Annotated in this window: 11 protein-coding genes; 3 read left to right on the top strand and 8 right to left on the bottom strand. The window is 72.8% G+C overall.

The features are described from left to right. Positions 1-186: 186 nt before the first annotated feature. The 4 genes from ACFWP3_RS21225 to ACFWP3_RS21210 are packed head-to-tail and all read right to left on the bottom strand — an operon-like array spanning position 187 to position 5,974. Positions 187-1,347, bottom strand: coding sequence for an acyl-CoA dehydrogenase family protein (locus tag ACFWP3_RS21225; RefSeq protein WP_384223252.1), 1,161 nt, complete (start codon positions 1,345-1,347; stop codon positions 187-189). 7 nt (positions 1,348-1,354) lie between these two features. After that, the gene (locus ACFWP3_RS21220; protein WP_384223294.1) at positions 1,355-2,272 is read right to left on the bottom strand and encodes a hydroxymethylglutaryl-CoA lyase; all 918 of its coding nucleotides are present in this window, start codon (positions 2,270-2,272) and stop codon (positions 1,355-1,357) included. An 11-nt stretch (positions 2,273-2,283) separates the two neighbouring features. Further along, complete coding sequence (locus ACFWP3_RS21215) at positions 2,284-4,341, bottom strand: acetyl-CoA carboxylase biotin carboxylase subunit (protein ID WP_384223250.1); 2,058 nt, start codon at positions 4,339-4,341, stop codon at positions 2,284-2,286. A 16-nt stretch (positions 4,342-4,357) separates the two neighbouring features. Continuing rightward, positions 4,358-5,974 (bottom strand): carboxyl transferase domain-containing protein, encoded by a 1,617-nt coding sequence (locus tag ACFWP3_RS21210; RefSeq protein WP_384223248.1) that lies wholly within the window; start codon positions 5,972-5,974, stop codon positions 4,358-4,360. 99 nt (positions 5,975-6,073) lie between these two features. Between ACFWP3_RS21210 and ACFWP3_RS21205 the strand changes: the two genes are divergently transcribed. The 3 genes from ACFWP3_RS21205 to ACFWP3_RS21195 all read left to right on the top strand — a co-directional run bounded on the left by ACFWP3_RS21205 (position 6,074) and on the right by ACFWP3_RS21195 (position 8,785). Beyond that, on the top strand, positions 6,074-6,652 hold the full coding sequence (locus ACFWP3_RS21205; protein WP_384223246.1) for a TetR/AcrR family transcriptional regulator: 579 nt from the start codon (positions 6,074-6,076) through the stop codon (positions 6,650-6,652). A 56-nt stretch (positions 6,653-6,708) separates the two neighbouring features. After that, positions 6,709-7,521 (top strand): phosphatase, encoded by an 813-nt coding sequence (locus tag ACFWP3_RS21200; protein WP_384223243.1) that lies wholly within the window; start codon positions 6,709-6,711, stop codon positions 7,519-7,521. Between the two features lie 451 nt (positions 7,522-7,972). Next, entirely contained in the window at positions 7,973-8,785 is an 813-nt protein-coding gene (locus tag ACFWP3_RS21195; protein ID WP_384223241.1) for a DUF4253 domain-containing protein, read from the top strand. On the opposite strand, the gene ACFWP3_RS21190 is transcribed toward ACFWP3_RS21195, so the two are convergent. The 4 genes from ACFWP3_RS21190 to ACFWP3_RS21175 all read right to left on the bottom strand — a co-directional run bounded on the left by ACFWP3_RS21190 (position 8,786) and on the right by ACFWP3_RS21175 (position 13,424). Beyond that, the gene (locus ACFWP3_RS21190; RefSeq protein WP_384223238.1) at positions 8,786-9,727 is read right to left on the bottom strand and encodes a cation diffusion facilitator family transporter; all 942 of its coding nucleotides are present in this window, start codon (positions 9,725-9,727) and stop codon (positions 8,786-8,788) included. A gap of 19 nt (positions 9,728-9,746) precedes the next feature. Then, the gene (tesB, locus tag ACFWP3_RS21185; protein WP_384223235.1) at positions 9,747-10,625 is read right to left on the bottom strand and encodes an acyl-CoA thioesterase II; all 879 of its coding nucleotides are present in this window, start codon (positions 10,623-10,625) and stop codon (positions 9,747-9,749) included. A gap of 27 nt (positions 10,626-10,652) precedes the next feature. Then, complete coding sequence (locus tag ACFWP3_RS21180; RefSeq protein ID WP_384223232.1) at positions 10,653-11,810, bottom strand: acyl-CoA dehydrogenase family protein; 1,158 nt, start codon at positions 11,808-11,810, stop codon at positions 10,653-10,655. 105 nt (positions 11,811-11,915) lie between these two features. Further along, positions 11,916-13,424, bottom strand: coding sequence for a cytochrome ubiquinol oxidase subunit I (locus ACFWP3_RS21175; protein WP_384223230.1), 1,509 nt, complete (start codon positions 13,422-13,424; stop codon positions 11,916-11,918). Between the last annotated feature and the right edge of the window lie 71 nt (positions 13,425-13,495).

Here is a 13,495-nt window from a genome sequence, read left to right as displayed (position 1 = left end):
GTACCGCGTCCGGTGCTGCGACTAGGGCCTGTCCGGCGGATCATGGCCGGGGTCGCGGCGTCTGGCACGGCACCTCGCCGCGTTGCCGAAACGCCCCAATAGCTCCGCTATCAGGACGCTTCGGCGCCTTGCGATGCACCGCACCAGACGCCGCGACCCATCCGACCCTGATCCGCCGGACAGGCCCTAGGCGGAGAAGCCCAGTTCGCGCGCGATGAGCATGCGCTGGACCTCGCTGGTGCCCTCGCCGATCTCCAGGATCTTCGAGTCCCGCCACATCCGCGCCACCGGGTACTCGTTCATGAACCCGTAGCCGCCGTGGATCTGCGTCGCGTCCCGGGCGTTGTCCACGGCCACCGTGGAGGAGTACAGCTTGGCGATCGCCGCCTCCTTCTTGAACGGCTCGCCGCGGACCAGCCGGGAAGCGGCGTCGCGCCAGCCGATACGGGCCATGTGCGCGCGCGTCTCCATGTCCGCCAGCTTGAACTGGATGGCCTGGTTGTCGCCGATCGCCTTGCCGAAGGCGTGCCGCTCCTTCGCGTACTTCACCGACTCGTCCACACAGCCCTGGGCCAGGCCCGTCGCGAGCGCGGAGATGGCGATGCGGCCCTCGTCGAGGATCCGCAGGAACTGCGCGTAGCCGCGGCCCTCTTCGCCGACCAGGTTGGCGAGCGGCACCCGTACGCCGTCGAAGGACAGCTCGCGGGTGTCCGAGGCGTTCCAGCCGACCTTGGAGTACGGCGCGGCCACCGTGAAGCCGGGCGTGCCGGACGGGACGATGATCGAGGAGATCTCCGGGCGGCCGTCCGCCTTGCGGCCCGTCACGGCGGTGACGGTGACCAGGCCGGTGATGTCCGTACCGGAGTTGGTGATGAAGCACTTCGAGCCGTTGATGACCCACTCGTCGCCGTCGCGGACGGCCGTGGTGCGGGTGCCGCCGGCATCGCTGCCCGCGCCCGGCTCGGTCAGGCCGAAAGCGCCCAGGATCTCCCCGGAGCACATCTTCGGCAGCCACTCGCGCTTCTGCTCCTCGGTCCCGAAGAGGTAGAGGGGCATGGCGCCGAGGGAGACCCCGGCCTCCAGGGTGATGGCGACGGAGGAGTCGACGCGGGCCAGCTCCTCCAGGGCGATGCCGAGGGCGAGGTAGTCGCCGCCCATGCCGCCGTACTCCTCGGGGAAGGGCAGGCCGAACAGGCCCATGCGGCCCATCTCGGCGACGATCTCGTACGGGAACTCGTGGCGCTCGTACAGGTCGCCGATCTTCGGCGCGATCACGTCGTGCGCGAAGGCCTCGACGGTGCGGCGGAGTTCCTCGTGCTCGGGGGTGAGCCGGTGGTCGAGGGACATGAGTCACTTACTCCTTGTGGGAGAGGGCGCGGACGGTACGGGAGGGGCTGGGGCGTCCCAGCCGTTCGGCCATCCACACGCTCGTGGCGGTGAGGGCGGCCAGGTCGACACCGGTCTCGATGCCGAGGCCGTCGAGCATCCACACCAGGTCCTCGGTGGCGAGGTTCCCGGTGGCGCTCTTGGCGTACGGGCACCCGCCGAGGCCGCCGGCGGAGGCGTCGACCGTGCTCACGCCGTGCTGGAGCGCGGCGAGGGTGTTGGACAGGGCCTGGCCGTAGGTGTCGTGGAAGTGCACGCCGATCCGGTCGGTGGGCACGCCTTCCTCGTTGAGCGCGCTCAGCAGGGCCTGGACGTGGCCGGGCGTGGCCACGCCGATGGTGTCGCCGAGGCTCAGCTCGTCACAGCCGAGGTCGAGCAGGGCCTTGGCGGTGCGGACCACCTGGTGGACCGGGACCGGCCCCTCCCAGGGGTCGCCGAAGCACATCGACAGATAGCCGCGGACGTGCGTCTTGCCCTCTTTGGCCCGGGCCACGACGGGCTCGAACATGGCCAGGGACTCGGCGACGGTCCGGTTGAGGTTGCGCAGGGCGAAGGTCTCGGTGGCCGAGCCGAACACGGCGATGCGGGTGGCACCGAGCGCCAGCGCCCGCTCGAGGCCGCGCTCGTTGGGCACGAGCACGGGCAGCGCGGCGTCGAGGTCGCCGAGCAGCGGGAAGAGCTGCTCGGCGTCGGCGAGCTGCGGAACCCACTTCGGGTGGACGAAGCTGGTGGCCTCGATCGTGGTGAGGCCGGCGGCGGCCAGCCGGTGGACGAACTCGGCCTTGACGGCGGTCGGGACGGCCGTCTTCTCGTTCTGCAGGCCGTCACGGGCGCCGACCTCGTGGATCTTGACCCGGGCCGGCAGGCCGGGCGCCGGGACGGTCATGGGCAGGCCGCTCACGCGCCCTCCTCCTCGTCCGGGGTGACGACGGCCAGGACCTGGTCCATGGCCACGGTGGCGCCAGCGGTGACATCGAGCTCGGTGACGGTCCCGGCGTGCGGGGAGGAGATGACGTGCTCCATCTTCATCGCCTCGACCACGAGGAGGCTCTGGCCGGCGGCCACCTTGTCGCCGACGGCCACCTTGACGACCGTGACGGTGCCGGGCATCGGGGCGGCGAGGGTGTCGGCGCCCGCGCCGGCCGCGGCCTTCGCCGAGACGGGGTCGTGGTGCTGGACGTGCCAGCTGTCCGCGTCGCGGCCCAGCCAGGTCCCCTCCGGGGAGGTCGCGTACGCGAAGCGGTGCGTCACGCCGTCGACTTCGACGGTGACGGTGTCGTCGGTGCGGGTGACGATGCGGCCGCGCGCCGGTGCGCTGGGGCTCTGCCCCAGACCCCGCGCCTCAAGCGCCGGCGAGGCTGGATCTGCCCCGGCTTCGTCGGCGACGAGCAGCTCCGTGGCCGAGCCCGACGGGCGGGTGCGGACCGTCACCGGGTCCTGGCCCGGGAGGCGGAAGTGGTGCACCGTCCAGGCCGGGGTGCCGCCGAGGCGCCAGCCGTTGCCGGCGTCGAAGGGGTCGGTCCAGCCCTCCTGCCGCGGCTTCGTCACGGGCTGCGCCAGCAGGGCAGCCGCCGCGTACACCTCATCCGGGACGCCGTCCGGGAGCAGCCCGGGAAGGTCCCGCTCCACCAGCCCGGTGTCCAGGTCGCCCGAGACCACATCCGGGTGCGCCAGCAGCCTCCGCAGGAAACCCGCGTTGGTCTGCACCCCCAGAATCACCGTGTCCGCCAGCGCAGCCCTCAGCACCCGCAGGGCGGTCGCCCGGTCCGGCCCGTACGCGATCACCTTTGACAGCATCGGGTCGTACGTCGAACCCACGGGCACGCCCGCGGTCAGACCCGAGTCGGTGCGCACCGCCCCGCCCGACGGTTCCGAAAGCGCCAGCACCGTCCCGCCGGAGGGCAGGAACCCCCGCGCCGGGTCCTCCGCGCACACCCGGGCCTCGATCGCGTGGCCCGTCAGCCGGACCTCGTCCTGGGTGAACGGCAGGACCCCGCCGGAGGCCACCCGCAGCTGCTGCTCCACCAGGTCCAGGCCGGTGATCAGCTCCGTCACCGGGTGCTCGACCTGGAGGCGGGTGTTCATCTCCATGAAGTAGTAAGAGGACGGGTCCCCGCCCGGGACGATGAACTCCACCGTGCCCGCGCCCACGTACCCGCACGAGCGGGCCGCCTCCACCGCCGCCGCGCCCATCGCCGCCCGGGTCTTCTCGTCCAGCAGGACCGACGGCGCCTCCTCGATCACCTTCTGGTGGCGCCGCTGGAGCGAGCACTCGCGCTCGCCCAGGTGGACCACGTTTCCGTGGGAGTCGGCGAGCACCTGGATCTCGATGTGCCGGGGCCGGTCGACCCACCGCTCGACCAGGAGCGTGTCGTCGCCGAAGGAGGAGCGGGCCTCGCGGCGGGCCGCCGCGATCTCCTCGGCCAGCACGGCCTCGTCCCGCACCAGCCGCATGCCCTTGCCGCCGCCGCCCGCCGAGGGCTTCAGCAGCACGGGCATGCCGATCTCCTCGGCGGCGGCGACCAGTTCGGCGTCGGACAGGCCGCTGCCCGAGGAGCCCGGGACCACCGGGACCCCGGCGGCGCGCACCGTCTCCTTGGCCCGGATCTTGTCGCCCATCAGGGAGATCGCCGAAGCCGGGGGCCCGATGAAGCCGAGACCGGCCTCCGCGCACGCCTCCGCGAAGGCCGCGTTCTCCGCGAGGAAGCCGTAGCCCGGGTGGACCGCCTCGGCGCCCGTCCGCCGCGCGGCATCCAGCAGCCGCTCCACCGACAGGTAGCTCTCGGCGGCCGCCGCCGGACCGATGCGGACGGCCGTGTCGGCCTCCCGCACGTGGCGGGCGTCCGCGTCCGCGTCGCTGAAGACGGCCACCGACCGCACGCCCAGCTCGCGCAGGGTGCGGATGACGCGTACCGCGATCTCGCCGCGGTTGGCGACCAGAACAGTGCTGAACATCAGTGAGGTCCTCACGTCACATACGGAAGATGCCGAAGCCCGAGTCGCCCAGCGGGGCGTTCGCGCACGCGGTCAGGGCCAGACCCAGCACCTGTCGGGTCTCCAGCGGGTCGATGACCCCGTCGTCCCACAGCCGGGCGGTGGCGTAGTAGGCGTTGCCCTGCTCCTCGTACTGCGCCCGGACCGGGGCCTTGAAGGCCTCCTCGTCCTCGGCCGGCCACTCCTGGCCGGCGCCCTCGATCTGGTCCCGCTTGACCGTGGCCAGCACCGAGGCCGCCTGCTCGCCGCCCATCACGGAGATCTTGGCGTTGGGCCACATCCACAGGAACCGCGGCGAGTACGCCCGCCCGCACATCGAGTAGTTGCCGGCCCCGTACGAGCCGCCGACGACCACCGTCAGCTTCGGCACCCGGGTGCAGGCCACCGCCGTCACCATCTTGGCGCCGTGCTTGGCGATGCCGCCCGCCTCGTAGTCGCGGCCGACCATGAAGCCCGAGATGTTCTGGAGGAACAGCAGCGGGATGCCGCGCTGGTCGCACAGCTCGATGAAGTGGGCGCCCTTCTGGGCGGATTCGGAGAACAGGATGCCGTTGTTGGCGACGATCCCGACCGGGTGCCCGTGGATCCGGGCGAAGCCGGTGACCAGGGTCTGCCCGAACTCGGCCTTGAACTCCTGGAAGCGGGAGCCGTCCACGATCCGCGCGATGATCTCGCGGGCGTCGTACGGGGTGCGGGAGTCGACCGGGACCGCGCCGTACAGCCCGTACGGGTCCACCTTGGGCTCCTCGGGAGCCTCCACCGACCAGGGCAGGGCCCCGCGCTCCGGCAGGGTCGACACGATGTTGCGCACGATCCGCAGCGCGTGCGCGTCGTCCTCCGCGAGGTGGTCGGTGACGCCGGAGGTCCGCGAGTGGACCTCGCCGCCGCCCAGCTCCTCCGCCGTGACCACCTCGCCGGTGGCGGCCTTCACCAGCGGCGGGCCGCCGAGGAAGATCGTGCCCTGGCCGCGGACGATGACGGCCTCGTCGCTCATCGCCGGGACGTACGCGCCGCCCGCCGTGCACGAGCCGAGGACGGCGGCGATCTGCGGGATGCCGGCGCCCGACATGCGCGCCTGGTTGTAGAAGATGCGGCCGAAGTGCTCGCGGTCCGGGAAGACCTCGTCCTGCATGGGCAGGAAGGCGCCGCCGGAGTCGACCAGGTAGAGGCAGGGGAGATGGTTCTCCAGGGCCACCTCCTGGGCGCGCAGGTGCTTCTTGACGGTCATCGGGTAGTACGTGCCGCCCTTGACGGTGGCGTCGTTCGCGACGATCACGCACTCGCGCCCGCTGACCCGTCCGATGCCCGCGATCACCCCGGCGGCGGGGGCCGCGCCCCCGTACATGCCCTCGGCGGCCAGCGGGGCCAGCTCCAGGAAGGGGGACCCGGGGTCCAGGAGGGTGTCCACCCGGTCGCGGGGCAGGAGCTTCCCGCGGGCGGTGTGGCGGGCGCGGGCCTTCTCGCCGCCGCCGAGCCGCGCCGCGTCGAGCCGGGCCCGCAGGCCCTCGGTCAGCTCGCGGTGGGCGGCCTCGTTGGTCCGCCAGGCCTCGGACGCCGGGTCCGCGGCGCTCGTCAGCACTGGTGCCTGCTGCATCGGTCGAGCTCCCTTGCTCGGTGCACGCTGTTAATGAGCGTTAACGCATGTACCGCCTAGGTTAACGAGCGCTAACGGCCCTGTCTAGAATGGTTTCCCATGAGCACCAGTGCCGCCGCCCCGACACGTCGCGAGCAGATCCTCAGCGAGGCCGCCCGCCTCTTCGCCGCGCGCGGATTCCACGGCGTCGGGGTCGACGAGATAGGGGCCGCGGTCGGCATCAGCGGCCCCGGCCTCTACCGCCACTTCGCGGGCAAGGACGCCATGCTGGCCGAGCTGCTGGTCGGCATCAGCGAACGGCTGCTGACCGGCGGCCGACACCGGGTGGAGGAGGCCGCGGGTGATCCCGCGCTGGTCCTGTCCTCCCTCATCGACGGGCACATCGACTTCGCCCTCGACGACCGGGCGCTGATCACCCTGCACGACCGGGAGCTCGACCGGCTCCGCGACACCGACCGCAAGCTCGTGCGGCAGCTCCAGCGCCAGTACGTGGAGCTGTGGGTGGACGTCGTACGGGAACTGCACCCGGAGGTGGGCGAGGCCGAGGTACGGGTCTCCGTGCACGCGGTCTTCGGCCTGCTGAACTCCACCCCGCACCTGGCGGCCCTCGGCCGGGAGGCGACGGAGTCCCTGCTCCGGCGGCTCGCGCACGGGGCGTTCGGGGCTCTGACGGTGTGAACCGGCGCGTCCACCGGTCGGGATGGGCGAGGCGGCTGCGCCCGGGCGGCGGCAGAATGGGCCGCATGCCGAAGCCGATAGAGACGCCCGTACCGAGCCGCGCCGAACTCGTCGACCACCTGGTCCGCACGCGCATCGCGGGACAGGTCGCCACGCCGCGCGAGAACAACCTCTCCCACTACCGCAAGCTCGCCAACGGCGACCGGCACTACTGGCTCGGGCTGGAGCTGGGCGACCGCTGGAGCGACGAGCAGGACGTGCTCGCCGTCATGGCGGAGCGCTGCGGGGTCGTGGACGACCCGGCGCACCGCTTCGGCCAGGACACCATCGACCCGGAGCTGACCGTGTCCGGCCTGGACCGGCTGGCGGCCCGGCTGCACAAGGCCGCGCTGGACCGGCAGAGCGTGCTGCTCGCCACCGGGCACCCGGGCGGGCTGCTGGACGTCCACCGGGCCACGGCGGCGGCCCTGCGGGCGGCGGGCTGCGAGATCGTGGTGATCCCGTCCGGGCTGACCGCCGACGAGGGCTCCGTGTGGCAGTTCGCGGACGTCGCCGTGCTGGAGCGCGGCGCGACGCTGTGGCACACCCACTCGCCGGAGCCGATGGCCGCGATCCTGGACGGCCTCGCGGCGGCCGGCCGGCCGCAGCCGGACCTGATCGTCGCCGACCACGGCTGGGCGGGCTGCGCGGCGCAGCGCGGCCTGGACGCGGTGGGGTACGCGGACTGCAACGACCCGGCGCTCTTCCTCGGCGAGGCCGAGGGGACCCTCCAGGTGGCCGTCCCCCTGGACGACCACGTCCGCGACCCCCGCTTCTACGACCCGATGACGGCCTACCTGCTGTCCGCGGCCGGGCTGCTGGACACGTAGCCGCACCCTGCCGGGCGCCACGCCGCGCCGGGCGTACCGCGCCGTACCGCGCCGCGCTGGGCCGTGCCGCGCCGTACGGTGCCGCGCCGGGCCGTACCGTGCCGCGCCCGGCCGTACCGCGCCGTACGGTGCCGCGCCCGGCCGTCCCGCGCCGTACGGTGCCGCGCCGGGCTGTACCGCGCCGCGCCCGGCCGTCCCGCGCCGTACGGTGCCGCGCCGGGCTGTACCGCGCCGCGCCCGGCCGTCCCGCGCCGTACGGTGCCGCGCCCGGCTGTACCGTGCCGCGCCCGGCCGTCCCGCGCCGTACGGTGCCGCGCCCGGCCGTCCCGCGCCGTACGGTGCCGCGCCCGCCCGTACCGCGCCGCGCCCGGCCGTACCGCGCCGCGCCCGGCCGTCCCGCGCCGTACCGGCCCGCCCCGCGCTGTCAGTGCGGGTCGTTACGGTCGCGGCCATGAGCGAACTCCCGAATCCGCTGTCGGCGCTCGGCTCCGCCGCAGGCCTGCCGCCCGGCCGCCTGGTCACCCGGGACGCCCGGCGCCGGCTGCGGCGCACCCGGCAGGAGCCGGTGCTGTGGCTCTCCGACGGGCCGGTCGACGCCCCCGCCGCCGCGTACCCGGCGCCGCCCGGGTTGCGGACCGTACTGCTCCACGACCGGCACGGGCCCGAGGAATGGTGGGACACCCGGGAGTTCCTGCGGCCGGAGTGGACGTCCGCCCCCGACGACCACCACGTCCAGCCGGTGCTCCGCGAGTTTTGGGAGGCCGTGGTCCCGGACCCCGAGGAGGGGCGGGAGGGCGAGGATCTGATCGCCCCCTTCGGCCGGGCCTGGCCGGGACTCGCCGAGGCGGGCCGGGCCCGGGAGGCGGACCCCGACGCGGGCGCCGACGGGCTCGCCCGGCAGCTGATCCGAGACGGCTCGCTCGGCCGCCCCCGGCTGGCCCTGGTCCCGGCCGGGCGCGGCGCCGACATCCCGGCCGCGATCGGCTGGGCCGGTCCCGTCAACCACGAGAACGACACGGGCCGGATCAGCGCCGTCCTGCGCTCCTGGGAGGACCGCTACGGCGTCCGCGTCCTGGCCCTCGGCTTCGCCACCCTCGACCTGTACGTCCCCGCCCCGCCCCGCACCCTCGCCGAGGCCCTGCCGCTGGCGGCCGAGCACTTCGCCTTCGCGCCCGACAACGTCTGCCAGGGCTCCGGCACCGTCCGCGACTACGCCCAGGAGGCCCTGATCGGCTCGACGCACTGGTCGTTCTGGTGGGACTAGCTAGTCCCGGAACACGCCCGGCGGAGCCGGGGCCGGTGTCGGGTCCAGGTAGACGCGGCGGATGGCCGGGAACGCCTCGCGGAGCCGGGCCTCCGCCTCCTCGCACGAGGCCTCCACCTGGCCCGCCGACGCCAGGTCGCGGAAGTCGACCTTCGCCGCGACCAGCACCTCCGCCGGGCCCTGCACCAGCGTGGTCAGCTCCAGCACCGCCTCGACGTGCGGCACCGCCAGCAGCTCCTCCCGGACCCGCGCCCGCATCGCGGCGGGCAGCGGCCGCCCGATCAGGTACTGCGCGTTCGAGCGCCCCAGCTCCCACGCCACCCACACCAGCAGCAGCCCGATCAGCAGCGAGGCCACCCCGTCGAACACCCCGGACCCGGTGAGCTGCGCTCCCAGCAGCCCGCCCGCGGCCAGCGCCAGGCCGATCAGCGCGGCCACGTTCTCCAGCAGCACCGCCTTCACCGCCGTATCGGGGGTGTGCTTCACGTACCGCCCCAGGGGAGCCCCCATCCGGGCGGCCTCGCCCCGCATCTGACGCCAGGCCACCAGCAGCGAGTAGCCCTCCAGGACGAAGGCCACCGCGAGGATGAGGTAGGACAGCGTCGGGTTCCCGGGCTCCTCGCCCTGCACCAGCGTGTGGATGCCGTCGTAGACCGCGAACACCGCGCCGCCGGCGAAGGTCGCGATCGACGCCAGCAGCGCCCAGATGTACCGCTCGGGCCCGTACCCCAGGGGGTGCGCCTCGTCCGCCGGTCTCGCGCTGCGCTTCAGCGCGGTCAGCAGCAGTACCTCGGTCACCGTGTCGGCCACCGAGTGCGCGGCCTCGGACAGCATCGCGCTGGACCCGCTGACGATCCCGCCCACCGCCTTCGCGGCGGCGATGCCGAGGTTGGTCACGACGGCGACGACGACCGTGCCGACGCTTTCGGATTCTCCGGACATGATGTGACGGTATGTCTGATCATGTGCGCGGGACGCGTACGACACCCTCCTGGATGACGGTCACGGCCAGCCGGCCGTCCTGGGTCCAGATGCGGGCCTGGCCCAGCCCCCGGCCGGCGGCCGCCGACGGGGACTCCTGGTCGTACAGCAGCCACTCGTCCGCGCGGAACGGCCGGTGGAACCACATCGCGTGGTCCAGCGAGGCGCCGACCACGTCGCCGACCGCCCACCCGCCGCGCCCGTGCGCGAGCAGCACCGAGTCCAGCAGGGTCATGTCGGAGACGTAGGTGGCCAGGCAGGTGTGCAGCAGCGAGTCGTCGCTCTCCAGCTTGCCGGCCGTACGGAACCACACCTGCGAGCGCGGCTCCACCGGCTCGCCGACGCTGCCCCAGGGCGGGGTCGTGGCGTACCGCAGGTCCACCGCGCCGCGCGCCTCGATCAGCCGCTCCACCGTGCCCGGGTCGCGGAAGATCTCCCGGTACGCGGGCAGCGACTCGGCCGCGGTCGGCAGCGTCTCCGGATCGGGCGCGGAGGGCATGGCGGCCTGGTGGTCCAGGCCCTCCTCGTGCGTCTGGAAGGACGCGGAGAGGTGGAAGACGGGCTGGCCGTGCTGGACGGCGACCACCCGGCGCGTGGTGAAGGAGCGCCCGTCGCGGATCCGGTCCACCGAGTAGACGATGGGCGCGCCGGGGTCCCCGGCGCGCAGGAAGTACGAGTGCAGCGAGTGCGCGGTGCGGTCCTCGGGCACGGTGCGGCCGGCCGCGACCAGTGCCTGGGCCGCGACCTGGCCGCCGAAGACCCGCGGTACCACCGCCGAACGGCTGGTGCCGCGGAAGATGTTCTCCTCGATCTGCTCGAGGTCGAGCAGATCGAGGAGCGTCGTCAGTGCCTCGTTCATGGGGGAAGGGTAGGTGCCCCGACTCCCTTACAGGCCCATGGACTTGGCGATGATGGACTTCATGACCTCGCTGGTGCCGCCGTAGATGCGGTTCACGCGGTTGTCGGCGTACAGGCGGGCGATCGGGTACTCGTTCATGTAGCCGTAGCCGCCGTGCAGCTGGAGGCACTTGTCGATCACGCGGTGCGCGACCTCGGTGCAGAACAGCTTGGCGGAGGCGGCCTCGGCGGCGGTGAGCTCACCGGCGTCCAGGGCCTCCAGGGCGCGGTCGGCGACGGCCTCGGCGGCGTCCACCTCGGCCTGGCAGGCGGCCAGCTCGAACTTGGTGTTCTGGAAGTGCGCGACGGGCTTGCCGAAGACGGTGCGCTCGGTCACGTACTGCTGGGCGAACCGGATGGCGGCCTTGGCCTGCGCGTACGCGCCGAAGGCGATGCCCCAGCGCTCGGAGGGCAGGTTGGCGCCGAGGTAGTAGAAGCCCTTGTTCTCCTCGCCGAGCAGGTCCTCGACCGGCACCTTCACGTCGACGAACGCCAGCTCGGCGGTGTCGGAGGTGCGCAGGCCCAGCTTGTCCAGCTTGCGGCCGATCGAGTAGCCCTCGGACTTGGTGTCCACGGCGAACAGGGAGATGCCGAAGCGGCGGTCCTCCGCGCTCGGGGCGGAGGTGCGGGCGCAGACGATCACGCGGTCGGCGTGGACGCCACCGGTGATGAAGGTCTTGGCGCCGTTGAGGACGTAGTGCGTGCCGTCCTCGGAGAGCTTGGCGGTGGTCTTCATGCCCGCGACGTCGGAGCCGGTGCCCGGCTCGGTCATCGCCAGCGCCCACATCTCCTCGCCGGAGACGAACTTCGGGAGGTAGCGCTTCTTCTGCTCGTCGTCGGCGAGCATCTTGATGTAGGGGAGGGCGAGCAGCACGTGCACGCCGGAGCCGCCGAAGTTCACGCCCGCGCGCGAGGTCTCCTCGTAGAGCACGGCCTCGAACTTGTGGGTGTCCAGGCCGGCGCCGCCGAACTCCTCGGGGACGTTGATACCGAAGACGCCGAGCTCGCCGAGCTTGTAGTAGAAGTCGCGCGGCGCCTGGCCGGCCTGGAACCACTCGTCGTAGACCGGGACGACCTCGGCCTCGATGAAGGCGCGGATGGTCTCGCGGAACGCCTCGTGGTCCTCGTTGAAAACGGTACGGCGCACGGCCGACTCCTCTCGGTGGCGGCGCGACGCCGCTTATGCCTAAGCGCTTGCTCAGACTAAGTTACCGGCGGGTTGTCGTCCCTGTCCATACCGGGTTCCCGACCGTCAGTACGAGAACGCCATCGGCCGGTCGGGGTCCTCGTCTTCGCCGCCGATCCGGCGCGGCGCGGCCAGGTCGGAGGCGGTGACCTCGGGCGGGCCGGCCATGACGGACCTGGCCAGGAGGCGGACCTCGATGACGGCGAGGAGCGCGTACAGCAGGCCGAACGCGGCGAGGGAGGCGATGACCTCGCCGTGGGACACGCCGGGCGAGACGGCGTCGGCGGTGCGCAGGACTCCGTAGACCGCCCAGGGCTGGCGGCCCATCTCGGTGAAGATCCAGCCCCAGGAGCAGGCGATCAGCGGGAAGGCCAGCGTCCACACGGCCGCGCGCCAGTACCAGGTGGTCAGCAGGGACCCCAGGGTCCGGCCGCGGGTCAGGGCCAGGTGCGGCACCTCGTCCTCGCCGGTCCGCAGCCCCGGGGCGAGCAGGACCTTGCGGCGGGTCAGCCACAGCCCGACCGCGCCCACGGCGAGCGAGGTCATGCCGAAGCCCATCATGAAGCGGAAGCCCCAGAACGCGACCGGGATGTCGGGCTTGTAGTCCCCCGGCCCGTGCTGCGCCTCCTCGACCGCCTGCGTGTCGTTGATGCCCGCCACGTACCCGGTGAAGTTCCCCACCGCGAGGAACGAGAGCAGGCCGGGGACCGACCACTCCACGCTGTTGTGCCCCTTGGAGACGTCGCCGACGGCGAACACCGAGAACGGGGCGGACGTCTGGCCGTCCCACAGCGCCTCGGCCGCGGCCATCTTCATCGGCTGCTGCTGGACCATCACCTTGCCGAGGCTGTCCCCGCTGAAGGCCACCAGCACCCCGGCCACCAGCATCGTCACCAAGCCCAGCCGCATCGAGGCGCGCATCACCGGCACGTGCCGGCCGCGCCGCAGGTGCAGGGCCGAGATGCCCAGCATGAACGCCCCGCCGACCAGGAAGGCGGCCGAGAGGGTGTGGTAGACGACGACCAGCGTCGTGTTCTGGGTGAGCACGAGCCAGAAGTCGGTGAGCTCGGCGCGGCCGCGCTCCCCGTTCATCCGGTAGCCGACGGGGTGCTGCATCCAGGAGTTGGCCGCCAGGATGAACCAGGCGGAGAGGACGGTGGCGACCGCGACGATCCAGATGCAGGCCAGGTGGATCCTCTTCGGCAGCCTGTCCCAGCCGAAGATCCACAGGCCCACGAAGGTCGACTCGAGGAAGAAGGCGATCAGCGCCTCGAAGGCCAGCGGAGCCCCGAAGATGTCACCGACGAACCGCGAGTAGGCGGACCAGTTCATGCCGAACTGGAACTCCAGCACGATCCCGGTGACCACACCCACCGCCATGTTGATCAGGAGCAGCTTTCCCCAGAACTTGGTGGCCGAAAGGTACTTCTCCCGCCCCGTCCGCACCCACGCGGTCTGGAGCACCGCGACCAGCGTCGCCAGGGAGATCGTGAGCGGGACGAACAGGAAGTGGTAGACGGTCGTCATGCCGAACTGCCACCGGGCCATCGTGTCGAAGGCCACCGCCAGCTCCATCCGGGATCCTCCCTCGCCTCGCCCGCCCGGTCCGCAGGGGACACTCTCGCCCGGGCCGGCCGCGCCGCCCG

The organism is Streptomyces sp. NPDC058525 (assembly GCF_042719495.1).
Lineage (GTDB): Bacteria > Actinomycetota > Actinomycetes > Streptomycetales > Streptomycetaceae > Streptomyces.
This window is presented reverse-complemented; position numbering and strand designations above follow the sequence as displayed.